This window comes from Chryseobacterium sp. MFBS3-17, assembly GCF_020687745.1.
Classification (GTDB): Bacteria; Bacteroidota; Bacteroidia; order Flavobacteriales; family Weeksellaceae; genus Marnyiella.
Map to the genome: position 1 here is coordinate 143,639 of NZ_JAJEWK010000011.1, position 22,179 is coordinate 165,817.

Below are 22,179 nucleotides of genomic sequence, written 5' to 3' on the forward strand. Positions count from 1 at the left end.
TCCGGCTATTCAATGTTTTTTCGGTCTACAGCTTCCACATCAATGGTGTGCGAAGGTTTATCTGACTGATAGTTCCGGAATTTTTTCCAAATTTTTTTGCCCAGAACCCAAACGGTAATCACCAGAATCAGCGCTACTATGGCTGCAATTACGGGGGCTGCAAGCGCCAGAACAGACATCAGACCTGCGCCTGCGGTTTCGGTGGTGGCAACTACAGAATTTCCCAGGCCACCGGTGGTGGCAGTAGAGGCAGCCCTGGTTCCCGCAAATCCGGAACTGATGGTTGCTGCTGTTCCTCCACCGGCAATCAGAGCAAGTGCCCAGAGCGGCAGCGTCCCGATATCTGTAAACTGAGTGGCAAAAATTACGGAACCGGCAATGGTAGCCAGCGGTACCGAGAGTGTGTCCAGCAGGTGATCTACAAAGGGAATATAATACGCCAGAATTTCTACCGCAGTGGCAATTCCTGTGGTAATGAGTGCCGGAAGTCCAGAGAGCCATTCAAAATTTTCATTCATGGGAATCCAGCCCAGATAAGAAGCCAGACTTACGGCAAACATGGGCAGAAAAACTCTGAAACCGGTAGCCGCAGCCAGACCAATTCCAATGAAGGCACTCAGAATATAAGGGAGATATGGGATGTGATCCAGCATTTTGTAATTTTTTTGAATGATTTTAACTCAAATTTACAAAAAGTATGCAAATGAAGCCCAGATTTATTTTTGATTCCGGCACAGCTTAAGGAATTGTGCTTCTACTTCCTGATAGTGTTCTGGTTTTTTTGATGAAGCCCAGAACAGCATGGATATGCCTGAACTTCCGAATGCCTGGACGAATTCAGATTTGTTCAGTCGGTAAGCCTCGCGCAGCAGTCTTTTCACACGGTTACGATCCGTGGCTTTCTTGAAATTTCTTTTGGATACAGAAACGGCCAGTTTTGGAACCTGCAGGTCGGCTTGTGGCAGTGTGATGATTCGCAGATGGCCGCAGGTGAACCACTTACCCTTTTCAAACAATAAGGTAATTTCTTTTTTGGATTTCAGTTTTTCCTGTCCGGGATAGCGGAAGTTAGGGCTGGTATCACTCATTTTTCAGCAGATAATTGATGACTTCTGCAGCGGCATATAATCCAAATTGAGCCGGTATGAAGCTGATGGTTCCATAAAAGGACTTTTTGAAATTGCTGCCGTCTGTCATTTTCAGGCTCTCCTCTTTCTGGATTTCTGTGGAAAAAACACAGCGGAATCCTTTATTGATGTGCTCTTTCTTCAGTCGTTTTCTCACCTGCTTGGCCAGGAAACAGTTGTGGGTTTTACTGATGTCCCGCACCATCACCTTGGCCGGATCGGTCTTTCCGCCGGCTCCCATACAACTTACGATTTTAATCTTACGTTTCCGCGCTGCTTTGATCAGGGTGATTTTCGGCGTCACGCTGTCTATACAATCCAGCACATAATCAAAACGATTCTGGTCCAGGATTTCTTCCATGCGTTCGGGTTCCAGAAATTCATTAATGGTGGTGAGTTCCAACATCGGGTTAATGTCCAGTAGACGGGTAGTCATCAGTGCGGCTTTGGATTGTCCTGCGGTGGAGTGCAGTGCGGGCAATTGCCGGTTGATGTTAGTGAGATCTACCACATCACCGTCTGCTATGGTCATTTTTCCTACCCCCGCTCTGGCCAGAAATTCTGCAGCAAAAGAACCTACACCGCCCAGTCCTATGACCAGCAGATTGGCGTTTTTGAGTTTTTGAATGCCCTCCGGGGTAATTAACAGTTCTGTGCGTTCCAGCCAGTCTTTATCCATTTAATCTGTCAGCTTTAATAAGGTTTGTACATTATTTGTGATGATTCCGGACAGGGTTTCAATGCTGATGCCCTTTAGCGAACTGACTGTTTCGTATAATTCTGCCAGATTAAAATCTGCCGAATCGGTTTCCAGAAACAGACGGTCTGCAGGGAATACTTTCACAAACTGCTGCAAATTTACATGATGAAGGACAGATTTTCCAAAACTGAGATAAAAATTATGTTTCATCATTTCCTCGCCTATGGTGCTGCGGTTGTTAAAGCCATGAATCACCATCGGCACTTTCGCTGTCTTTTTATAATGCAGCAATGCGGAATGCCGTTTTACACAGTGAATAATCAGCGGCTTACGCACCTCATTAGCAATTTCAATCTGTTTCATGAATATTTCTGCCTGAATTTTTTCATCGGTCGCAATCAGTCCGTCCAGTCCGCATTCGCCTATTGCCACACATCTTGGGTGCAGTACGGCTTCCTTTAACCATTGAAAATGCGGCGCAGTATCCGCGGGAATATCATGCGGATGAATGCCAGCCGAAAAGTAAGACGGTGGCCATGGCTCGCCGTATCTCAAATTGTAAATCCCACCGGTTTTTCCGTCAGTATGATGGTGGAAGTCAAAGAAATCTGTGGTGGGAATCTTCATTTTTCGGACTAAACGTTTGTTTGTATCTAGATTTTTGATAAATTTACTCAAAATCACTGTATGGCGAAAAAATTTACGGAAAAACAAATTCATATTCTGAATACCGCAGAGGAGCTGATTGCAAAAAAAGGATTTGACGGAACCTCGGTTCGTGATATTTCTGCGGGAGCGGGGGTCAATGTGGCCATGATTTCCTATTACTTTGGCTCTAAGGAGAAAATGATGTACTATCTGTATCATTTTCGGGTGCAGCGTACAAGGGAGCATTTTTCTGAATTTGCGGAAACCATCAAGGATGGTAAACCGGAAATGCAGTTGCGTGAGATTGTGAAATATATTGTGAGTCATTTGTATAAATACGCCTATTTCCACGGATTTGTATCTCAGGAATTGCGGCAAAATGATCATCTGAAACAGGAATTGATGACCTTTTACCAGTATTGTGTATTAAAATTTGATGAGATTCTGAAGAAGGGTATCGCTTCGGGGGTATTCACTTTTGCGCCGAAGCCGGAGGATATCCTGTCTATTTTGCTGGGCACAACGTTATTTAACATCCGCAACCGGAGTTTTCTGGATCTATATGTGCGCTATGATTCTGAAGAAGAGTACCTGCGTGAGGCAGAAAAAAAGACCAAATCCAGCGTGATGCTCACTGTATTTGCGCTTTTGGGTTATGTGCATGAATAAAACAGCGTTAAATACTCTTAAAATCAAAACTATTGGCAAAAAAATTATATTTTTGCAATCGCATGGGCCGGAAAAATATTTCGGGCCTCTCTACAATATCTTATGAAAAAAATATTTTTAATTCTTATTGCCGCTGTTCTTGTTACGGCTTGTAAAACAGCTCATGATGAAGCACTGAAAAGTGCAGATAAGGATTTTATTCTGAAAGTGGCCAATGAACATTTTGCCAATAGAAAATGGCATAAAGCCGTAGCCCTGTACGAGAGACTCTCGAATCTGGTAGCCGGGACAGATGATGCACCCAATGTGGTCTTTAATTCTGCCTATGCCAATTACTATGACAAAAATTACAAGCTGGCCGGGCATCAGTTCAAGAATTTTGCAGTAACCTTCCCGCAGGATCCGCGCAAGGAGGAAGCGGCCTATATGTCTGCACTGTGCTACTATGAAGGGTCTATGGACTATAACCTGGATCAGACCTCTACGGAACTGGCGATCACCGAACTCCAGAATTTCCTCAATGATTATCCGGAGTCCGAAAGATCCAAAAACATCAGTGAACTGGTAGATGAACTGTCATATAAACTGGAGTTTAAAGCATACGAAAACGCAAAACAGTATTACAGAATGGCAGAATATAAAGCTGCCGATGTTGCCTTTGAAAATGTGCTGGATGATTACCCTTCCACGAAATTACGCCCAAGCATATATGACTATATCATGAAATCCCGCTACGAACTGGCCGTGAACTCCGTGTACAGTCTGAAAGAAGAAAGAATAGAAAATGCACTGGCATTTTCCAGACAGGTAGAAAAGGATCTCCCGGATTCAGACGTGGCCAAAACTGCTGTTTCATTAAGAGAAAAACTGGTGAAAGAGCAACAGGATTTCAGCAAATTGAAAAAACAGATAGAAGAACAGAAAGAGGCTTATGAAGCAAAACAACTGCGTGAAGCAGAGAAGCAAACCGCCCAGGCACTGCGTGACAGCGTGATAGCAACCACGCCGCCACCTTCTGTAACTATTCCAATTCAAAAATAATCACTACATTTGCAGTCTAAATTTTTAACAACCCTCTCAAAATGAGCGCAAAAGATATTAAAGCAGAATTAAACACCATTACCTACGACAGAGATAAAATTGAAGAAAAAGTGGATTCAATTTACGAGGCGATCGTGATTATGGGTAAAAGAGCAGAGCAGATTAACGCAGAAATCCGCACCGAACTGCATTCTAAACTGGATGAATTTGCAGTGCATAATGCTACGCTGGAAGAGGTTTTTGAAAACCGTGAGCAGATTGAGATTTCCAAGTATTACGAAAAACTGCCGAAGCCTACTTCCATAGCAGTGGCAGAATGGCTGCAGGACGAAATTTATTTCAGAAAAACAGAAGACAGAAACGCTTAATATTTGTTTCTTATGCTTATAAAGTCACCACAGTTTTGCTGTTGTGACTTTTTTTATTTCGGTATTTATGGTAAAAATGGGTAAATTAGTCCCCAAAATGACAAGATGAGTCTTCAGGATAAAAAAATACTGATCGGAATCACCGGCGGTATTGCTGCATATAAAATTAGTTTTCTGATCCGCGATTTTGTGAAGCAGGGTGCAGAAGTACAGGTCATCATGACGCCGTCTGCCAGAACGTTTGTATCAGAACTTACCCTCGCTACCCTCAGTAAAAATCCCGTGTATTCTGATTTCTATGGTGAAAACGGCACCTGGAACAATCATGTGGAACTGGGCATGTGGGCAGATGCCATGATTATAGCACCCTGTACGGCCAATACGCTGTCCAAAATGGTGCATGGACAATGTGACCATTTGTTACTCGCTACCTATCTCTCTGCGAGGTGCCCGGTGTTTATTGCGCCGGCTATGGATCTGGATATGTACGCTCATCCGTCCACCAGACAAAATCTGGAAATGGCCGAAGATTTTGGTCATATCGTCATTCCGGCCGAGGAAGGGGAGCTGGCCAGTGGTCTTGTGGGACCGGGACGTATGGCCGAGCCGGAAACCATTTTGTATGCTGTAAAGAATTATTTTCTGCCGCAGCATAAAAGCCTGCAGGGCAAAACCGTGCTGATTACAGCCGGACCTACGTATGAAGCCATAGACCCGGTGCGTTTCATCGGCAATCATTCTTCGGGAAAAATGGGATTTGAATTAGCCAAAGAAGCCGCTGCCAGAGGTGCAAAAGTAATCCTGGTAAGCGGGCCCACAGCACTTGTGCCGGAAAACCGGGAGATAGACCTGCACCGGGTAACTTCGGCGGCAGAGATGCTGGATGAGGTTTTCAAGCATTATCACCATGCTGATATTGCCATCGCCAGTGCGGCTGTAGCAGACTATGCACCAAAGGAAATCGCACCAGAAAAAATTAAGAAAAATGACGACCATCTTACCATAGAACTGGTGAAAAACCCGGATATTCTGAAAACCATGGGCGCACAGAAAAAGCAACAGTTTCTGGTAGGGTTTGCGCTGGAGACTCAGAATGAAGAAGCCAACGCCCTGGCGAAACTCGAAAAGAAAAATCTGGATATGATTGTCCTGAATTCCCTTCGGGACGAAGGCGCCGGATTTAAAAATGACACCAACCGCATTACAATTTTCACAAAACAAGAGCAGATCGGATTTGACCTGAAATCCAAGAAGGAAGTTGCAGCAGATATTCTGGATGCGGTAGAAATGAGATTATTAAAATAAATTAAGTAAATTTCCGTTTTGAAATTCAGATGTTTACCATGAAAAAATTCTTTACCTTATTTATATTCTTATGTTTGGCAAGCCTGATTCCTGCACAGGAAATTATGGCAAACGTCACCGTAAACTCCCAGCAGCTGGGTGGCAGTAACCAGCAGGTGTATCGCACACTGGAGAAAAACATCCGGGATTTCATCAATAAAACCAGCTGGACGGGAAAACGTCTGGAAAATTTTGAGAAAGTAAAATGTAACTTCGCCTTCATTATTTCTGGAAAAGACGGGAATAAGTATAACGGATCGCTGGTAGTGCAGGCGGTAAGACCGGTTTTTAACTCTACTTATGAATCCCCGTTGGTGAATGTAAACGATACCAAAATTATTTTTGAGTACGTGGAAAATGAAAATCTGATCTTTAACGAAAGACAGTTTTCCGGGAAAAATTTAACAGATATCATCAGCTTTTACGTATATCTGGTTCTGGGATACGATGCAGACAGCTTTCAGGCCATGGGCGGGCAATCTCACTTTCAGAAAGCACAGCAAATTTCCCGCAATTCTATGAATAAAGGATTTGAAGGATGGTCTGTGGTAGAAGGACCCCGTACACGAGGAGGTCTGATAGACGGCATCATCAATCCTTCTTACAACGGAATCCGTGCCTTGTCCTATAAATACCACCGCTCCGGACTGGACAATTTGTATAATCAGGATCAGTCTTCTGCCAAAAAAGTGATTGCTGACGCAGTGATGGGCCTTAAACAGTATGAAAATACCTTTCAGCAGAATTATGCCATCAATCTGTTTCTGGATACCAAGGTGAATGAGATTTATAATATTTTTGATTCCCGGAATAACGGACCGGTAAACATCAACGAACTGAAGCAACTCATGATTGTGATGTCGCCCAAAAACACTGAATCCAAGTGGAATAACTGGAAATAATTTGCAGCGTTAACAATTTACCAATATTTTTGCAGAGCTTTAGGTTTTTCTTAAAGCTCATCTTATTATCTATGCTGAACCGAATTTTCATCACGAATTTTGCTTTGATCGACTCCCTGGAGATTTCTCTGAATAAGGGTTTACAGGTGATTACCGGTGAAACCGGAGCGGGTAAGTCAATTATTCTGGGGGCTCTGCGTCTGATTCTGGGAGAGCGGGCAGATGTGAAAAGCATACAGAATGCCTCTGCCAAAAGTATTGTGGAAGCAGAATTTACCGTCAACGAAAGTCTGAAGCCTTTTTTTGACGATCATAATCTGGATTTTGAGTTACAAACCATCGTGCGCAGGGAGATCATGCCCTCAGGAAAATCGCGGGCTTTTGTCAATGATGTACCGGTCACGCTGGATGTTCTGAAATCCCTTACTGCCAGATTGATAGACATTCATTCCCAGTTTGAAACTTCCAATCTTTTTAATGAAGATTATCAGTTCCGGATTATCGACGGACTTTCCGGGAATGCAAGTTTGATTACGGCATACCGGTCAGATTTTCAGGAATATAAACGGTTAAAACAAGTGCTGAGCCGTAGCATTACAGAACTGGAAGAACAAAACCGGGAGACCGATTATAAGCAGTTCTTACTTCAGGAACTGGCAGATATGAATCTGGATGAATTTGATCTGGAGGAGGTGCAGAATCAACTCAGAAAACATGAAAATGCAGAGTTGATTACCGATACGCTGCACGATATTTTTGCCCGACTGGATGCCGAGGAGATTGGAATTCTGGATACCCTGAATGACCTTAAAAGTAAAGTGGGGAAGGTGTCTGAGCTCTCTCATGAGTTTTCTGAACTGAATACGCGGCTGAACGAAACTCTGGTAGAATTCAAGGACATTATCTTTGAACTTCATAACGAGTCCGAGAAAATTGAAATAGATCCCGAATCCCTGCAACAACTGCAGGAAAAAGTAAATGCCGTACAGTCCCTGTTCCTGAAACATCATGTGAATAGTGTAGAAGAGCTGATTGTAATCCGTGATACGCTGCAGGCAGAGCAAGCCGGTTTTGACGGACTGAAGGAGCTTATTGCTCATACAGAAAAAGAAATTGAAGCCAAAGCGCAATCCCTTACTGAACAGGCCGCTTTACTTTCTGAGAATCGCCGGAAAGCAGTTCCCGTATTCAAAGATAAGATGGAATCACTTCTCCGGAAACTGGGGCTGCCGAAAGCAAAAATCGAGGTAGAGCTGAAGGATACAGAAGATTTTAATCACCTCGGCAAAGAAGGTATACAATTTTTATTTCAGGCCAATGCCGGTTTCCCGCTGAAGCCGGTTCAGGAAGCGATCTCCGGCGGTGAACGCTCCCGGGTGATGCTTTCTGTGAAGAAAATTATGGCAGAAAATGCCGAACTTCCCACCCTGATTCTGGACGAAATAGACACCGGTGTATCCGGCAAAGTGGCAGAGGAAATCGGAAATCTGATGCGGGAAATGTCTGCAGATACACAATTGATCGTCATTACCCATCTGGCACAGGTCGCCGCCAAAGGAGATGACCATTTCAAAGTGCAGAAAGACGAAACAGCCGGAAAAACCCAAACCCGGATTGTACACCTGAATGAGGAGCAGAAATTACTGGAAGTAGCACAATTGCTTTCCGGATCACAGATTACTGATGCTGCCATTTTGCAAGCCAGAGAATTGATGAAATAATACCACTTTTCTGCTCATTTTGACCGAAATTCTATTTTTTGTTGCTGTTTTTTGCCGTTTTATGTAACATTCTGTGAAATTTCTCTACTTATTTCTATAAAATAAATCATGGTATATCTGAAACTCTTAAGGCTGGAGCTTAAAAACTTTTTGCGCAATCCACAGTTTGGAACCCAACTGGCCATGAGAATATTGATGGCTTTTTCCTTTGCCAGCATTGCAATGATGTTTTTGGTCATGGCGGTGGCATTGTATTTCATCTCTGTAGAGGAACTGAACGAGGATCCACTGCTGATTTTTTCCAGATATTTTCTTTATTATGCTGCTTTTGACCTGGTCGTGCGGTATCTGTTGCAACAAATGCCTACTCAGAATATCAAGCCATTTCTCACGCAGAATATTGCCAAAAGTAAACTGGTAAACTATACCATTCTGAAAATTATTTTTAATTTCTTCAACTGGGGTTATCTGATTTTCATGCTGCCGTTTTGCATCCTGCTCATCTTCCATGGTGGTTATTCATTTGTGGGCGTGCTGATGTTTCTTATCGGGGTTATTGCCGTGTTTTATTTCATTAACTTCCTGAATATTATTCTCAATAAGAAAAATGCCGTGGTATGGGCCGTGGGCATTCTTATGGCTGCTTTTGGTTTTCTGGAATACGCAGGCCATCTGAAGCTGTCGGTTTTTTCAGAGCAGATTATTTCTGCCTTATACCATGTTCCGGGTGCATTTCTGGTGCCGCTGCTCATGGCTGCAGGAATGGGCTATTGGGCGTACCGCAATATCCGGGCAAATTTTTACCTGGACCGCGGACTGCAACTAGAACAGGCAGTGGGAAAGACTGAAAATATAGAATTCCTGAACAGATTCGGCTACCTGGGAACCTTTATTAATAATGATATCCGGCTTCTGAAGCGGAGTAAGGCGGCAAAAACAGCAGTGGTTTCGGGCGTGATGTTCTTGTTTTACGGATTGCTTTATTTTGCGGGCGACGCGTACAGTACAGATTTTATGAGGGTGTTTCTGGGTATTTTTGTAACCGGTGGCTTTATGATGATGTTCGGACAGCGGGTACCGGCATGGGACAGTTCATATTATCCTTTGATGATGACCCAGAAAGTGCCCTATAAAGAATACCTGAAAGCCAAATGGTATGTAGTGGTTCTGGCTACGGGAATTTCAATTATTGCGGCGTCTGCGTACCTGCTCATCAGCTGGGAGTTTTATCTCACGGTGCTGGCAGCCGGATTATACAATCTGGGGGTCAATTCTTACCTCACGCTATTGGCCGGAGCCTTTAACAAACAACCTATTGATCTGAACGCTACTTCCAAATCATATGGAGGTGGCGGGAATAATTTTAACATGAAAGTGCTGCTGATGATGATTCCACAAATGGTGGTGCCCATGTCTGTTTTTGCAATCGTGAAATATTTTTTCGGCATAGAACTGGCGGTGGCAAGCCTGGGGATCTTGGGACTCATCGGTTTTCTGTTGCGCAATAAAATATTCAATCATATTGTAAAACTGTACAAATCTCATAAGTACAATACTCTGGAAGCCTTCAAAAAAGGATAAACAGCAATTTTTAATTATTAATAACATCATCATGATAAAAATTCAGAATATTTCTAAAATTTACGGTTCCACAAAAGTGCTGGGCATAGACCACCTCGAGATTCCCAAAGGTGAAAGTTTCGGACTGGTAGGAAATAACGGTGCCGGAAAAACAACCTTGTTCTCGCTATTGCTGGATCTGATAGAAGCCAGCAGCGGAGAGATTCTGATTGATGATGAAAACGTGGCTGCCTCAGAACAATGGAAACAGAAAGTATCGGCATTCATAGATGATACCTTTCTGATAGGCTATCTCACGCCGGAAGAGTACTTTTATTTTCTGGGTGAATTGCGCGGGCAGGACAAAAAAGCGGTGGATGCTTTCCTGGTGCAGTTCAGTGATTTCTTTAACGGGGAAATTCTCAATGCCAAAAAATATATCCGGGATTTGTCTAAAGGGAATCAGAAAAAAGTAGGAATTGTAGGAGCGCTTATTGGTACCCCGGAGATCATTGTTCTGGATGAACCCTTCGCCAATCTGGATCCTACTACGCAATTTAAGTTGAAAAAACTCATCAAAGACTGGTCTCAAAAAGAGCAGGTGACCTTCCTGATTTCCAGTCACGATTTGGCACACACCACAGAAGTGAGCAACAGGATTGTGGTACTGAACAAAGGAGCAGTGGTTCGGGATATCATCACCAATCCGGAAACGCTGAAAGAGCTGGAGTCTTTCTTTGCTGGCTCTGCAGAATAATCAGGAACAATATTCCTTCAGGAACTTTTTCTGAGAGTCAAAGGCCAGATCATCTGGCTGAATGCGGCTTTTCGGAATCCAGACGGTTTCGGAAATTTCTGAAATCTCGGGATCCGGCTCAAACCTGGCATCCACAGTATATTCGTAAAAAAGATCCAGTGTCTGGTAATCTATTCCTTTATAATGATAAATATTGGGCAGGCTGCCCATATATTTTAACCGGGACAGATCTACCTCCAGTTTGAGTTCCTCGTAGAGTTCGCGCCGGCAGGTTTCTTCTCCCGTTTCACCGGGGTCGGTGAATCCTCCTGCCAGATCCAGTTTCCCTTTTTGCGGATTTTGGTTTCTGCGGGTGAGGAAAATCTCATCCCCATGCCTGATGATGACAGCCACCGCCGCAGCCACGTTGTTAAACAGTACAAAACCACAATTGCAGCTCCATTTTTTCTCCAAGTCCCAGCTCAGGGTGTCACCACCACATGCAGGGCAGTATTTCAGTTCATTGTTCATGCTTTGTTGCGTGGATGGTAGTTCAGGATTACTTCCCGTAATTCCTCAGTTTTCAGATGGGTGTACACGGAGGTAGTGGTGATGCTGGAGTGTCCCAGCATTTCCTGTATATAGCGAAGGTCAGCCCCATTTTGCAGCAAATGGGTGGCAAATGAATGCCGGAAAGTATGCGGCGAAATTCTCTTGCTGATGCCGGCTTTTTGAGTAAGCTCTTTAATGATGATGAAAACAATCACCCGGGACATGGCAGATCCGCGGCTGTTCAGAAAAAGCACGTCTTCGTGTTTTTTGTTGATTTTGTACTGCGACCGCACCTCCTGTATATAATCCCGGATCAGGCGCGCGGTGTAGTCTGCAATGGGTACAAATCTGGTCTTGTCTCCTTTTCCATCAATTTTAAGGTAGTTTTCCCTGAAGTTAATGTTGGAAATTTTAATGTCAATAAGTTCCGAAACCCGCAGTCCGCAACCGTACAAAACCTCAATCATGCAGTGGTTTCTTCTGCCCAGATCTGTCGTTTTGTCTATAGCGGTGATAATGCGCTCTATGTCTTCAAAAGAAAGCGTGTCCGGCAGATAGAGACCCAGCTTGGGGCCTTCCAGCAAGGTGGCGGGATTATCTTCGCGGATTTCCTCTTCCAGAAGAAAATTAAAGAACGCCTTTATAGAAGATACCCAGCGGGCCTGTGAGCGCTCACTGAATTTTTGTTTGCTGAGCTGGTACAGGTATTCCTGCAGCTGATCAAACGAAATAACAGCCGGGCTTATGCCTCCCAGGTCTGTTTCTGCATACGCTTGTAGTTTTCTGATATCTCTGGAATAGGCGTCTAGAGTGTTGTCGGAAAAGTTTCTTTCGAATTTTAAAAAATTTTCGAAGTCTTTTAATTTTTCTTGCCAGCTCATCATTTGTGTGTTTTTATTGGGGATTATCAGGGATGGTGTAACTCATTTTCCGGAATTTGAAGTACTTCTATGCCGTGGTTTTTAAGGAAGGTGATGCCTTCTTCATCTTTATATCCGTGCAGGTACACCACACGGCTTATGCCGGCCTGCAGGACCAGTTTGCTGCAATCACGGCAGGGAGAAAGCGTGAGGTACAGGGTGGATCCCTTGGCAGATTGTGTGCTTGCAGCCAGTTTCAGTATGGCGTTGGCTTCTGCGTGCAGTACATACCAGTGGGTGTCTCCTTCATCGTCTTCACATTGGTTTTCAGATCCGGACGGGGTACCGTTATACCCGTCAGAGATAATCATACGGTCTTTTACAATCAGGGCGCCTACCTGTTTTCGCTTGCAGTAGGATAAAGTAGCCCATTCCCTTGCCATGCGCAGGTATGCCAGATCAAATTTATTATAAGTCAACGTTTCCAGTTGTTGTTTTTTAAAGGTTAAAGATCAGAAATTAGGTTTTCTTTTTTCCAGAAATGCATTCACACCTTCTTGCTTGTCGGCCATTTCAAAAAGCTTTGCAAAGGACATGATCTCCGCTTCGTAGCCCGCGTCTGTGTCCGAAAGGTTTACAGCACGGATGGCTTCAGAGATTCCCATCGGGGAATTGGCTGCAATTACGGAGGCCAGTTCTTTAGCTTTCGGCAGTAATTCTTCCTGGCTGAAAACTTCATTTACCAGACCCGTTTCTCTGGCCCGGTCTGCAGAAATCATTTTAGCAGAAAATATCATTTCATTGGCAATGCCTTTCCCAACCAGTTTCGCCAGCCTTTGTGTACCGCCATATCCAGGGATAAGTCCCAGAGTGACTTCCGGTAATCCCAGTTTTGCGTTAGACGATGCATACCGGATGTGACAGGCCATGGCCAGTTCCAGACCGCCACCCAGTGCAAATCCGTTGACGGCAGCAATGACCGGTTTATTCATATCTTCAATTTTATTGAACAGCGTATTTTGGCCGTTCCGTGCCAGTTGTTCTGCTTCTTTTGCATTGAAATTACTGAATTCCTTGATGTCTGCACCGGCAACAAAAGATTTTTCACCGCTGCCCGTAAGCAAAATCACGCGTATGCCATCATCTTCGTTCATGGCATCCAGCGCAGTGCTGAGTTCAGCGATGGTTTGTCCGTTCAGAGCATTCAGTGCCTGTGGCCGGTTAATGGTGATGGTGGCCATTTTTTCTTCGCGCAGGACGGTAATATTCTCGTAGTTCATGTAGTGGATTAATTATAGATAAAGGTTTGCAAATTACTAATTTTTTTAATGGGAAAGAAAAGTGTTTCTTTCTCTTATATTTTGCTGTGATTCAGCATGCTGGAGTCAATGGTGACCTGGAGTCCCTTGGCGATTTTCATTCCCATTTCCAGGTTCGCACGGAAAAAATGACACAACTGTCGGTTCACAATTTCGTCCCGCTTTTCACCACTGATTTTACTCATGCTGGTGATGATGTTTTGCACAAGGTTTTCCCGGTCTGTAGGGTTCATCGCTCTGGAATAGAGCAGTCCCGGCTGCGTATAGTGGTCATCATCATTAAGGTTCCGGTTAAAATGACTGATGTAATTGCTTTCTGTTTCATATTCAAAACTCCGGTATGCGGCATCCGGTTTTATGGTGTCAAAACTGTTCGGGTGATAATTGGGTAGGTCAGCATATGCGGCAGAATCTGCCATGGCACCGTCCCGCTGGTAGTTCCGGAATCCGAATGGACATCTGTTTACCTCCAGCAGGTGATAATTGGCTCCCAGTCTGTATCTTTGCGCATCTGCGTATGACAATAATCTTCCCTGCAACATTTTATCCGGCGAAAAACTGATTCCGTTAATCAAATTGGCAGGCGAAAAAGCAGCTTGTTCCACGTGCGCAAAATAATTGACCGGAATTTCATTGAGTTCCAGTTCTCCCACTTCTATCAAAGGGAAATCATCATGAAACCACACTTTTGTGACATCAAAGGGGTTCCAGCGGTAATGTTTGGCCTGTTCTTCGGTCATCACCTGGATGTACAGGGTCCACTTCGGGAAATTTCCTCCGGCAATAGCTTCGCATAAATCCTGCTGAGCAAAATCCGGATTCTCACCGCACATCATGACGGCTTCCTGATGGGTGAAGTTCCGGATGCCCTGCCGGGTTCTGAAATGAAATTTGACCCATAACCGCTCGTTTTCTGCATTGATCATGGAAAAAGTATGAGATCCGAATCCGTGCATGTGGCGGTATCCCACAGGCGTGCCGCGGTCTGACATCAATATGAGAACCTGGTGCAGGCTTTCGGGGTTCAGGCTCCAGAAATCCCACATCATGGTGGCGCTTTTCAGGTGGTCTTTTGGTGTTCTTTTCTGACTGTGTATAAAGTCCGGAAACTTCTTGGCATCTTTAATGAAAAAGACCGGTGTATTATTGCCTACCAGATCCCAGTTGCCGTCTTCGGTATAGAATTTCAGGGCAAAACCGCGTGGATCTCTGGCTGAATCGGCACTTCCTTTTTCGCCGCCTACCGTAGAGAACCTGGCAAAAACCCTGCAGGTATTGCCTGTTTTCGCAAACAACTTTGCTTTGGTATATTTTGTAATGTCATGGGTCACGGTGAACTTGCCGTAGGCACCGGTGCCATGTGCATTTACTACCCGCTCCGGTATGCGTTCCCGAACAAAATGTGCAAGGTTCTCCTGCAGTATGAAATCCTGCAATAAAACCGGTCCGCGCGGCCCAGCCGTCTGCGAGTCCTGATGTTCGTAATAAGGTGCACCTGATGAGGATGTTAATGGTTCGGTTTTCATCTGAAAATGATTTGCGTACAGCAAATTTAATGAATTAAATGAGGGAAACAAATGAGATGTTTTGATACATATTATCAAAAACAATGTATATTTGTAATAGATAAAATTGATTTTATGAACATTCAGCAATTGGAGTATCTTATCGCTGTAGATAAGTATAAGCATTTCGGAAAGGCCGCACAGGCCTGTTTTATAACCCAGCCTACGCTCAGTGCAATGATTCAGAAACTGGAAGATGAATTGGATGTTAAGATCTTTGACCGTACCACGCACCCTATACGTACCACAGATGTGGGCGTACAGATCATAGAGCATGCCACGCGTGTGATAGATGCAGTGAATGAGTTGCGCAATAAAGCAGATTTACTGAATAATGTACTGGGCGGCAAGATCAATCTGGGCATTATCCCTACGGTTTCTTCCTATATCATTCCCACAGAGATTTTCGGGTTTTTAAAAGAACACCCGAAAGTAGAAATGACCGTGAAGGAAATGACCACGGATAATATCATAAAAGCCCTGAAATCCGGTGAGCTAGATGCGGGGATTATCTCTACGCCCTATGAGGGTGCCAATGAGTTTTCTCAGGATTTCCTCTTTAACGAGGAGCTGATGCTCTATACCACAGACCAGACCATGAACGAAGACAGCTTTGTCATGCCAAAGGACATCAATGTAGAGCGGGTATGGTTGCTGGAAGAGGGCAATTGCCTGCGCACCCAGTTTGAGAATATCTGTCATTTGAAGGAGAACGAAATGAAACCCAAAAACCTGGAGTTTCTGGCCTCCAGTGTGAGCACTATGGTGCAGATGGTAGATAAAATGGGAGGTATTTCCATACTGCCGGAACTGGCTGCAGAGGAATTTACAGAAGCACAAAGAAAGAATGTCCTGCGTTTCCGCAAGCCATTTCCTTACCGCGAAATCAGCATTATTTATTATAAACCTACCTACAAGCAAAAAATCATTGATGAACTGGTGCAGGCCATACAGCAGTCTATGGAAACCAAGCTGAATTTTAATAAAAATCCGGAAGATTACAAGAGTGTTTCTCCGCAATAAATTTTTTGGAAGAAAAGGTTTTTTGCCGTGTGAAAAATAGTCTGTAAATTTGCACCGATTTATCAGAGGAAAAATTTGACTGATTGCAACCTCAGAAAAAAAATGCTAAAACAGAATTTCTATTTCTTTCTGGCTGTTTTCTTTTCAGATTTTCCTGGTTTTTTAACTTTTTTAAAACATAATTATGTCATATTTATTTACGTCTGAATCCGTTTCAGAAGGACATCCGGATAAAATATCCGACCAGATTTCAGATGCGCTTATTGATAATTTTTTGGCTTACGACCGTAACTCAAAGGTGGCCTGCGAAACTCTGGTAACCACCGGACAGGTAGTTTTGGCGGGAGAAGTAAAGTCTGAAGCGTATCTGGATGTTCAGGAAATTGCCCGCAAGGTCATCAACCGGATCGGTTATACCAAAAGTGAATATATGTTTAATGGGGATTCCTGCGGCATCATCTCTGCCATACATGAGCAGTCTCCGGATATCAATCAGGGTGTAGACCGCGTGGCAGATGATGCTGATCCCGAAGCGAAAGCCAATAGCCAGGGTGCAGGTGACCAGGGAATGATGTTCGGGTATGCCACCAGCGAAACCGACAATTATATGCCTCTTGCACTGGATCTGGCACACACCATTCTGAAAGAACTTGCTGTACTGAGAAGAGAAAATGATGCCGTAAAATACCTTCGTCCGGATGCAAAATCCCAGGTGACCATCGAATATTCAGATGACCACAAACCGGTGAGAATTGATACTATTGTGATTTCTACCCAACATGATGATTTCGATAATGAAGAGGTGATGCTGGCGAAGATTAAAAAAGACATGATAGAAATCCTGATGCCGAAAGTCATTGCAGCACAGAAGCCGGAGATTCAGAAATTGTTTAATGACCAGATTCAATACCACATCAATCCTACCGGTAAATTCGTAATCGGCGGCCCTCATGGGGATACCGGACTTACCGGAAGAAAAATCATTGTAGATACGTACGGCGGTAAAGGCGCACATGGAGGTGGAGCCTTCTCCGGGAAAGATCCGTCTAAAGTAGACAGAAGTGCCGCTTATGCCACCCGTCATATTGCCAAAAATCTGGTGGCAGCAGGTGTTGCAGATGAAGTGCTGGTGCAGGTTTCATACGCCATTGGTGTGGCACAACCTTGCGGTCTCTACATCAATACCTATGGTACATCAAAAATCAATATGACAGATGGCGAAATTTCAGATGCTGTTCTGAAATTATTTGACCTTCGTCCGTATGCCATAGAACAGAATTTGAAACTGAGAAACCCTATTTACGAAGAAACCGCTTCTTACGGACATATGGGCAGAGATTATTACGTAGGTAAAAAAATCTTTAACGAAGGAAAAAAGAACGAAAAAATCATCGAAAACCTGGAGTTTTTCACCTGGGAAAAACTGGACCGGGTAGATGATATTAAAGCCGCATTCGGATTGGCTTAATGCAAACGCTGACTGCTTTATCTTCCGGATAAAGCAGTTTTTTTTAACTTTACACCCGATCACTAATCCAATTTCATGAAAAAGTTTCCGGTCGTTTTACTTTTTTTGCTTGCATGGGGCACACAATTCAGCCAGGCACAACTGACCATGCACCCATTAATCCATGCAGGGTATGTGTATCAGAATCAGAGTTTTGGTGAAATTGGCGGCCGACTGCTTTTTTTGGAAAATGATGATGTCATCTACCGCATTGGTGCTTCGGCATTGCTGGGTTCTGTAAACCATGAATTTGCAGCCATGCCCAAAGTCCAGGCAGATGTTCTGCTTAATTTTGAGCGGAATGTAGATTTTTATCACTCGTATTATTTTCTGGCGGGAGCAGAAGCAACCAGCAAGTATGTAGCACCCAAAGTTGGTGTCACGCTTTTTGGTTTACTGGACCTCACCGGGGGTTATGCGTTCCCGGTAAGTAAAACCGGACTGAATGGCAAGGAATTGAAAGGTCTTAATATTAACTTTACCCTCAATATCCCCGTAGTCATGATCCGGGAAGTGTTATTTTGATTATAAATTCAAAGAAATATTGAATTTTATGTTAAAGTGGCACCATATTAAAATTATGTTTATATTTACACCATAATATCTGAGCGTATAGAATAAAATTTACTTCTTTTTTAACCCCTTGCAATCTTTTGTCTCCGGCCCGCCCGGGGTGGATGACAGAGTAATTATATGAAGTAAATGTTATGAAAAATAAGTCTGACAGCTCACTTATTTCCCAATACCAGTCCGGTGACGAAAAAGCCCTTGCCATTCTTATAGAAAGATACCAGAAGGAACTCTATTCCTTTATTTTTTATAAGGTGATGGATGAAGATCTGGCCAATGATATTTTTCAGGATGCCTTCATGAAAATTATCGTAACCCTGAAGGATGGAAAATACAACGAAGAAGGAAAATTCATTCTCTGGGCCAAACGGATTTCCCACAACCTGATTATTGACCATTACCGGCTGAAAGCAAAACATATCAAAGTTTCTGAAACCTCTTATGAAAATGAAGAATTTTCAATTTTTGACCTCATCCGTGAGCAGGACGAGAACGTGGAAGACCGCCTGGTGACAGAGCAGATCAACAGTGATTTGTTCCGGATGCTGACCTATCTGCCGGAAAACCAGCAGGAAGTCATCAAACTTCGCTTTTTTGATGGACTGAGTTTCAGAGAAATAGCAGAGCAAACGGACTCCAGCATCAATACCACGCTGGGCCGGGTGCGCTACGCGTTGATTAACCTGAGAAAAATCATGCAGGAAAACCACATAATTTTAACGCGGTAACAATATTTTGAAATATGTGTCGTTTCAAAGTAAAACAAGCATTCGCCTATGAAAAAAAATGACACTTTAAGCAAGAAATTGTTGAAACCCAGAAAACAAACCATCGATTTTTTATTGCAATACTCCAAAAGTATTGAAACAGTGAAAACCAAAACTAAGATGGTGATTGTTAGTAAAAACTGATCTTTAATCCTTAATTTTGTGCTGTATGAATATTCAGCACATTTTTTTTGACCTGGACAATACCCTCTGGGATCACCGCCGCAATGCCTACCTTACCCTGAAAGAAATTTTTGCAAGAGAACGGGTACACGAAAAATACAATATCGGTTTCGAAGATTTTCATAAAGAATACTTTACCATCAACGAACGCCTCTGGGAGCAGATCCGCGATGGCGAAATAGACAAGGAATACCTCAGAAAGCACCGGTTTTACGATTCATTTCTTTTTTTTGGTATCGATGATGCCGAACTGGCTGATGTCTTTGAGAATAATTTTCTGGATCAGATTCTGAACTATAATGATTTGGTGGAGGGAGCTTTTGAGTTGCTGGAGCACCTTTCCGGTCAGGGCTATCAGTTGCATGTCCTCTCTAATGGTTTCCAGGAAGTAACAGCCCGGAAATGTGAATTGTCAGGAATTAAAAACTACTTCAAAACCATTACCAGTGCTGATGAAATAAATATCCGCAAACCGCATCCTGAAATCTATGAGTACGCCCTGAATAAAGCCGGTGCAGAAAAAGGGAACAGCGTGATGATTGGTGATGACTGGATTGCCGATGTGGAGGGCGGGAAGGCCTTCGGTATGCAGGTGATTTTCTTTGATGTATTTGATGATCATTATAAAGCAGACGGCGTACGGGTCATCCGGAAACTGAGTGAATTGATGGATGTTTTTTAACCGGATAACATCTATAGGGGGTTTTCACTGCAGATGTCATTTGCAAAACATCTGAAGTAAAAGCAATATGCCGTTCACTTCACAAAAAACCTTGCCGGCGGCAAGGTTTATCATTACATTCCTAAGCTTTCGCGAACCCTCTGCAGTGTTCCGGCCGCTATTTTTCTTGTTTTCTCAGCGCCTTCCTGCAGTTTGGCTTCCAGTTCGTCCCGGTGCTCCATATAGTAGGCAAACAGTTCGCGCTCCCGGCCAAAGCGTTCCAGAACCAGATTCAGGAGCTCGGTTTTGGCGTGGCCGTACCCGAAGTTGCCGGCCAGATATTTTTGTCTTAAAATTTCGGTTTGCTCTGCGGTACCGATGAGTTCGTAAATGGCGAAAACCTTGTCGGTTTCCGGATCTTTCGGTTCCTCCAGAGATCTGGAATCGGTTTCAATGCTCATTACCTGCTTCTTGAGTTGCTTTTCCGGTAAGAAAATATTGATAATGTTGCCTCTGGATTTAGACATCTTCTGGCCGTCTGTGCCGGGCACATACATGGTGTTTTCCTGAAGCTCGGCTTGTGGCAGCACGAAAACATCACCCATTTGATTGTTAAAGCGGGCGCCCATGTCACGGGCCATCTCCAGATGCTGAAGCTGGTCTTTGCCCACGGGGACAATTTCGGCATCATACAGCAAAATGTCTGCAGCCATGAGTACGGGATAGGTGAAAAGGCCGGTGTTTACATCCTGAAGCCGGTCTGCCTTGTCCTTGAAAGAGTGTGCCAGCGTAAGGCGCTGGTAGGGAAAAAAGCAGGAAAGATACCAGGACAGTTCGCACACCTCGGGGATGTCACTTTGCCGGTAAAAGTAGGTTTTATCTGTATCCAGTCCGCATGCCAGCCAGGCTGCCGCTATTTCGGCAGTGTTCTGCTTCAGTTCTTCCGCATTTTTGATCTGCGTAAGCGAGTGCATGTTGGCAATAAACAGAAAAGATTCGTTTTCTGCTTTTTGGGAAAGTTCAATGGCCGGGATGATGGCACCCAGCAGATTGCCGAGATGCGGAGTTCCGGTAGCCTGGATTCCGGTGAGAATGCGTGACATAATCGTAAATTTGTAGTTGCAATATTGTTCTGCGAAAATAAGCAAAAGAAAAACTTCAGGCAACGCACTGAAGTTTTGATATCCATATAAGATGATATATTTTTAAAAATCCAACCCGTTTGGAAATGCTTTTTTCCTGAAAATAAAAAGTAACGCGGCTCCTACCGTAATGGCAGAATCGGCAATATTAAAGATGTATTTGAAGAATTCAATGTGTTTTCCGCCAATCACCGGCCAGCTTTCCGGTACGTACCAGTCTACCAGAGGGAAGTGCAGCATATCTACCACACACCCTTTCATGAAGGAGGAATAGCCGTTCCCGAAGGCAGTTACCTGGGAAATTCCACCATAATCAATCCATCTGCCGATGCTTTCATCATATACGGTTCCGCTGTCGAAGATCATTCCGTAGAACATGCCGTCTATGAGATTTCCAATGGCTCCGGCAAAAATCATGGACATGGGCAGCAGCAGGTAGTTGCTGTTACGGCCTTCTTTTATCCATTTACTGAAGAGGTACACCATCCCGCCAATCAGAAAAATGCGGATGATGACCAGAAGATATTTGCCCAGCAGTCCTCCAAAATGAAACCCGTATGCCATGCCAGGATTTTCCACAAAGGTGAGTTTGAAACCGGGAAAAACATCTACACTTTCCCCCAGGTGAAAAGTGGTTTTAATGTAAAATTTGGAAATCTGATCGATTAATAAGATGATGATCGTGACAAGGGCGATTTTCTTCATTGGGAAATTCTGAAATGGTGAACACAGAGAGGAGAGACCGTTTTTGGCGGTCTCTCAGGTGTGCTCAGGTCGTATATTATCGTTGCATATTTTTGGCTTCAATGCTCAGCGTGGCGTGTGGTACCGCTCTCAGCCTTTCTTTGCCGATGAGTTTTCCGGTGACCCTGCAGATGCCGTAGGTTTTGTTTTCAATACGGATCAGAGCGTTCTTCAGGTCCCGCACAAACTTTTCCTGTCTGCCGGCCAGAATGGCGTTCTGTTCCTTACTCAGGGTTTCCGCTCCCTCTTCAAATGCCTTGAAGGTGGGCGAGGTATCATCGGTGCCGTTATTCTGGTCATTGATGAAACTTTCGCGGATGAGTGCCAGATCTTTTTCTGCTTTTTCTATTTTTTGTTGAATGAGTTCTTTAAATTCCTGCAAATCTGCATCGCTATAGCGTTGTCTTTCTTCTGCCATGTCTGTTAAATTTATTGGTTCCGAAGAGCATCAAAGCAAATTATGCTGCTTT

25 protein-coding genes are annotated in these 22,179 nt (G+C 43.8%); 13 read left to right on the top strand and 12 right to left on the bottom strand.

The genetic code is table 11. The features are described 5' to 3' along the window. Positions 1 to 5: 5 nt before the first annotated feature. The 4 genes from LKO26_RS09925 to LKO26_RS09940 form a co-directional block, all read right to left on the bottom strand. Positions 6 to 653 carry a DUF4126 domain-containing protein gene (locus LKO26_RS09925; protein WP_227587701.1) on the bottom strand — a complete coding sequence of 216 codons (648 nt, stop codon included), beginning with the start codon at positions 651 to 653 and terminating at the stop codon, positions 6 to 8. 63 nt (positions 654 to 716) lie between these two features. After that, on the bottom strand, positions 717 to 1,088 hold the full coding sequence (rnpA, locus tag LKO26_RS09930; protein ID WP_227587702.1) for a ribonuclease P protein component: 372 nt from the start codon (positions 1,086 to 1,088) through the stop codon (positions 717 to 719). Then, entirely contained in the window at positions 1,081 to 1,806 is a 726-nt protein-coding gene (locus LKO26_RS09935; RefSeq protein WP_227587703.1) for a ThiF family adenylyltransferase, read from the bottom strand. The genes rnpA and LKO26_RS09935 overlap by 8 nt, the downstream gene beginning before the upstream one ends. Continuing rightward, a complete protein-coding gene (locus LKO26_RS09940; protein WP_227587704.1) occupies positions 1,807 to 2,454 on the bottom strand; it encodes a TatD family hydrolase in 648 nt (215 codons plus the stop codon). A gap of 60 nt (positions 2,455 to 2,514) precedes the next feature. Here LKO26_RS09940 and LKO26_RS09945 point away from each other — a divergent pair, with 60 nt between their 5' ends. From LKO26_RS09945 to LKO26_RS09980, 8 genes are all read left to right on the top strand, one after another. After that, entirely contained in the window at positions 2,515 to 3,144 is a 630-nt protein-coding gene (locus LKO26_RS09945; RefSeq protein ID WP_227587705.1) for a TetR/AcrR family transcriptional regulator, read from the top strand. Between the two features lie 102 nt (positions 3,145 to 3,246). Beyond that, entirely contained in the window at positions 3,247 to 4,185 is a 939-nt protein-coding gene (locus LKO26_RS09950) for an outer membrane protein assembly factor BamD (RefSeq protein ID WP_227587706.1), read from the top strand. Positions 4,186 to 4,226: 41 nt separating this feature from the next. Continuing rightward, the gene (locus LKO26_RS09955; RefSeq protein ID WP_227587707.1) at positions 4,227 to 4,553 is read left to right on the top strand and encodes a DNA-directed RNA polymerase subunit omega; all 327 of its coding nucleotides are present in this window, start codon (positions 4,227 to 4,229) and stop codon (positions 4,551 to 4,553) included. 105 nt (positions 4,554 to 4,658) lie between these two features. Next, positions 4,659 to 5,858, top strand: coding sequence for a bifunctional phosphopantothenoylcysteine decarboxylase/phosphopantothenate--cysteine ligase CoaBC (gene coaBC / locus LKO26_RS09960; protein ID WP_227587708.1), 1,200 nt, complete (start codon positions 4,659 to 4,661; stop codon positions 5,856 to 5,858). Positions 5,859 to 5,896: 38 nt separating this feature from the next. Beyond that, complete coding sequence (locus LKO26_RS09965; protein WP_227587709.1) at positions 5,897 to 6,799, top strand: DUF4835 family protein; 903 nt, start codon at positions 5,897 to 5,899, stop codon at positions 6,797 to 6,799. A 71-nt stretch (positions 6,800 to 6,870) separates the two neighbouring features. Then, entirely contained in the window at positions 6,871 to 8,520 is a 1,650-nt protein-coding gene (locus LKO26_RS09970; protein ID WP_227587710.1) for a DNA repair protein RecN, read from the top strand. Between the two features lie 108 nt (positions 8,521 to 8,628). Beyond that, complete coding sequence (locus LKO26_RS09975; protein ID WP_227587711.1) at positions 8,629 to 10,101, top strand: DUF5687 family protein; 1,473 nt, start codon at positions 8,629 to 8,631, stop codon at positions 10,099 to 10,101. A 31-nt stretch (positions 10,102 to 10,132) separates the two neighbouring features. Next, the gene (locus LKO26_RS09980; RefSeq protein WP_227587712.1) at positions 10,133 to 10,837 is read left to right on the top strand and encodes an ABC transporter ATP-binding protein; all 705 of its coding nucleotides are present in this window, start codon (positions 10,133 to 10,135) and stop codon (positions 10,835 to 10,837) included. Here the strand turns inward: LKO26_RS09980 and LKO26_RS09985 are convergent, their stop codons facing one another. From LKO26_RS09985 to LKO26_RS10005, 5 genes are all read right to left on the bottom strand, one after another. Next, positions 10,838 to 11,347 (bottom strand): NUDIX hydrolase, encoded by a 510-nt coding sequence (locus tag LKO26_RS09985; protein ID WP_227587713.1) that lies wholly within the window; start codon positions 11,345 to 11,347, stop codon positions 10,838 to 10,840. Beyond that, a complete protein-coding gene (gene xerD / locus LKO26_RS09990) occupies positions 11,344 to 12,249 on the bottom strand; it encodes a site-specific tyrosine recombinase XerD (RefSeq protein ID WP_227587782.1) in 906 nt (301 codons plus the stop codon). Before xerD ends, LKO26_RS09985 begins: the two co-directional genes overlap by 4 nt. 26 nt (positions 12,250 to 12,275) lie before the next feature. Beyond that, positions 12,276 to 12,707: a deoxycytidylate deaminase gene (locus LKO26_RS09995; protein WP_227587714.1), complete on the bottom strand. Its 432-nt coding sequence runs from the start codon at positions 12,705 to 12,707 to the stop codon at positions 12,276 to 12,278. A 33-nt stretch (positions 12,708 to 12,740) separates the two neighbouring features. Beyond that, positions 12,741 to 13,508 carry an enoyl-CoA hydratase-related protein gene (locus tag LKO26_RS10000; protein WP_227587715.1) on the bottom strand — a complete coding sequence of 256 codons (768 nt, stop codon included), beginning with the start codon at positions 13,506 to 13,508 and terminating at the stop codon, positions 12,741 to 12,743. Positions 13,509 to 13,582: 74 nt separating this feature from the next. Continuing rightward, a complete protein-coding gene (locus LKO26_RS10005; RefSeq protein WP_227587716.1) occupies positions 13,583 to 15,073 on the bottom strand; it encodes a catalase in 1,491 nt (496 codons plus the stop codon). A 114-nt stretch (positions 15,074 to 15,187) separates the two neighbouring features. Here LKO26_RS10005 and LKO26_RS10010 point away from each other — a divergent pair, with 114 nt between their 5' ends. The 5 genes from LKO26_RS10010 (at position 15,188) to LKO26_RS10030 (ending at position 19,844) form a co-directional block, all read left to right on the top strand. Next, positions 15,188 to 16,135: a LysR substrate-binding domain-containing protein gene (locus LKO26_RS10010; RefSeq protein ID WP_227587717.1), complete on the top strand. Its 948-nt coding sequence runs from the start codon at positions 15,188 to 15,190 to the stop codon at positions 16,133 to 16,135. 184 nt (positions 16,136 to 16,319) lie between these two features. Then, positions 16,320 to 17,603 carry a methionine adenosyltransferase gene (gene metK / locus LKO26_RS10015; protein WP_227587718.1) on the top strand — a complete coding sequence of 428 codons (1,284 nt, stop codon included), beginning with the start codon at positions 16,320 to 16,322 and terminating at the stop codon, positions 17,601 to 17,603. A 75-nt stretch (positions 17,604 to 17,678) separates the two neighbouring features. Continuing rightward, on the top strand, positions 17,679 to 18,167 hold the full coding sequence (locus LKO26_RS10020; RefSeq protein ID WP_227587719.1) for a hypothetical protein: 489 nt from the start codon (positions 17,679 to 17,681) through the stop codon (positions 18,165 to 18,167). 182 nt (positions 18,168 to 18,349) lie between these two features. Beyond that, on the top strand, positions 18,350 to 18,940 hold the full coding sequence (locus LKO26_RS10025; protein WP_227587720.1) for an RNA polymerase sigma factor: 591 nt from the start codon (positions 18,350 to 18,352) through the stop codon (positions 18,938 to 18,940). A gap of 208 nt (positions 18,941 to 19,148) precedes the next feature. Further along, positions 19,149 to 19,844, top strand: coding sequence for a YjjG family noncanonical pyrimidine nucleotidase (locus tag LKO26_RS10030; RefSeq protein ID WP_227587721.1), 696 nt, complete (start codon positions 19,149 to 19,151; stop codon positions 19,842 to 19,844). Between the two features lie 113 nt (positions 19,845 to 19,957). Here the strand turns inward: LKO26_RS10030 and trpS are convergent, their stop codons facing one another. From trpS to LKO26_RS10045, 3 genes are all read right to left on the bottom strand, one after another. Continuing rightward, positions 19,958 to 20,926, bottom strand: coding sequence for a tryptophan--tRNA ligase (gene trpS, locus LKO26_RS10035; RefSeq protein ID WP_227587722.1), 969 nt, complete (start codon positions 20,924 to 20,926; stop codon positions 19,958 to 19,960). A 102-nt stretch (positions 20,927 to 21,028) separates the two neighbouring features. Then, a complete protein-coding gene (locus LKO26_RS10040) occupies positions 21,029 to 21,670 on the bottom strand; it encodes a lipoprotein signal peptidase (RefSeq protein WP_227587723.1) in 642 nt (213 codons plus the stop codon). Positions 21,671 to 21,746: 76 nt separating this feature from the next. After that, positions 21,747 to 22,127 (bottom strand): TraR/DksA family transcriptional regulator, encoded by a 381-nt coding sequence (locus tag LKO26_RS10045; protein ID WP_227587724.1) that lies wholly within the window; start codon positions 22,125 to 22,127, stop codon positions 21,747 to 21,749. Positions 22,128 to 22,179 lie beyond the last annotated feature (52 nt).

What these genes read in the sequence shown, in the direction of transcription:
- LKO26_RS10010 (WP_227587717.1), top strand. Translation starts at nt 15,188, where the DNA reads ATGAACATTCAGCAATTGGAGTATCTTATCGCTGTAGATAAGTATAAG.
- metK (WP_227587718.1), top strand. Translation starts at nt 16,320, where the DNA reads ATGTCATATTTATTTACGTCTGAATCCGTTTCAGAAGGACATCCGGAT.
- LKO26_RS10040 (WP_227587723.1), bottom strand. Translation starts at nt 21,670, where the DNA reads ATGAAGAAAATCGCCCTTGTCACGATCATCATCTTATTAATCGATCAG.
- LKO26_RS10045 (WP_227587724.1), bottom strand. Translation starts at nt 22,127, where the DNA reads ATGGCAGAAGAAAGACAACGCTATAGCGATGCAGATTTGCAGGAATTT.
- LKO26_RS09980 (WP_227587712.1), top strand. Translation starts at nt 10,133, where the DNA reads ATGATAAAAATTCAGAATATTTCTAAAATTTACGGTTCCACAAAAGTG.
- coaBC (WP_227587708.1), top strand. Translation starts at nt 4,659, where the DNA reads ATGAGTCTTCAGGATAAAAAAATACTGATCGGAATCACCGGCGGTATT.
- LKO26_RS09985 (WP_227587713.1), bottom strand. Translation starts at nt 11,347, where the DNA reads ATGAACAATGAACTGAAATACTGCCCTGCATGTGGTGGTGACACCCTG.
- LKO26_RS09945 (WP_227587705.1), top strand. Translation starts at nt 2,515, where the DNA reads ATGGCGAAAAAATTTACGGAAAAACAAATTCATATTCTGAATACCGCA.
- LKO26_RS10000 (WP_227587715.1), bottom strand. Translation starts at nt 13,508, where the DNA reads ATGAACTACGAGAATATTACCGTCCTGCGCGAAGAAAAAATGGCCACC.
- LKO26_RS09965 (WP_227587709.1), top strand. Translation starts at nt 5,897, where the DNA reads ATGAAAAAATTCTTTACCTTATTTATATTCTTATGTTTGGCAAGCCTG.
- LKO26_RS09940 (WP_227587704.1), bottom strand. Translation starts at nt 2,454, where the DNA reads ATGAAGATTCCCACCACAGATTTCTTTGACTTCCACCATCATACTGAC.
- LKO26_RS09955 (WP_227587707.1), top strand. Translation starts at nt 4,227, where the DNA reads ATGAGCGCAAAAGATATTAAAGCAGAATTAAACACCATTACCTACGAC.
- LKO26_RS09975 (WP_227587711.1), top strand. Translation starts at nt 8,629, where the DNA reads ATGGTATATCTGAAACTCTTAAGGCTGGAGCTTAAAAACTTTTTGCGC.
- LKO26_RS09935 (WP_227587703.1), bottom strand. Translation starts at nt 1,806, where the DNA reads ATGGATAAAGACTGGCTGGAACGCACAGAACTGTTAATTACCCCGGAG.
- LKO26_RS10020 (WP_227587719.1), top strand. Translation starts at nt 17,679, where the DNA reads ATGAAAAAGTTTCCGGTCGTTTTACTTTTTTTGCTTGCATGGGGCACA.
- LKO26_RS09950 (WP_227587706.1), top strand. Translation starts at nt 3,247, where the DNA reads ATGAAAAAAATATTTTTAATTCTTATTGCCGCTGTTCTTGTTACGGCT.
- LKO26_RS10005 (WP_227587716.1), bottom strand. Translation starts at nt 15,073, where the DNA reads ATGAAAACCGAACCATTAACATCCTCATCAGGTGCACCTTATTACGAA.
- LKO26_RS09925 (WP_227587701.1), bottom strand. Translation starts at nt 653, where the DNA reads ATGCTGGATCACATCCCATATCTCCCTTATATTCTGAGTGCCTTCATT.
- xerD (WP_227587782.1), bottom strand. Translation starts at nt 12,249, where the DNA reads ATGAGCTGGCAAGAAAAATTAAAAGACTTCGAAAATTTTTTAAAATTC.
- LKO26_RS10025 (WP_227587720.1), top strand. Translation starts at nt 18,350, where the DNA reads ATGAAAAATAAGTCTGACAGCTCACTTATTTCCCAATACCAGTCCGGT.
- LKO26_RS09970 (WP_227587710.1), top strand. Translation starts at nt 6,871, where the DNA reads ATGCTGAACCGAATTTTCATCACGAATTTTGCTTTGATCGACTCCCTG.
- trpS (WP_227587722.1), bottom strand. Translation starts at nt 20,926, where the DNA reads ATGTCACGCATTCTCACCGGAATCCAGGCTACCGGAACTCCGCATCTC.
- rnpA (WP_227587702.1), bottom strand. Translation starts at nt 1,088, where the DNA reads ATGAGTGATACCAGCCCTAACTTCCGCTATCCCGGACAGGAAAAACTG.
- LKO26_RS10030 (WP_227587721.1), top strand. Translation starts at nt 19,149, where the DNA reads ATGAATATTCAGCACATTTTTTTTGACCTGGACAATACCCTCTGGGAT.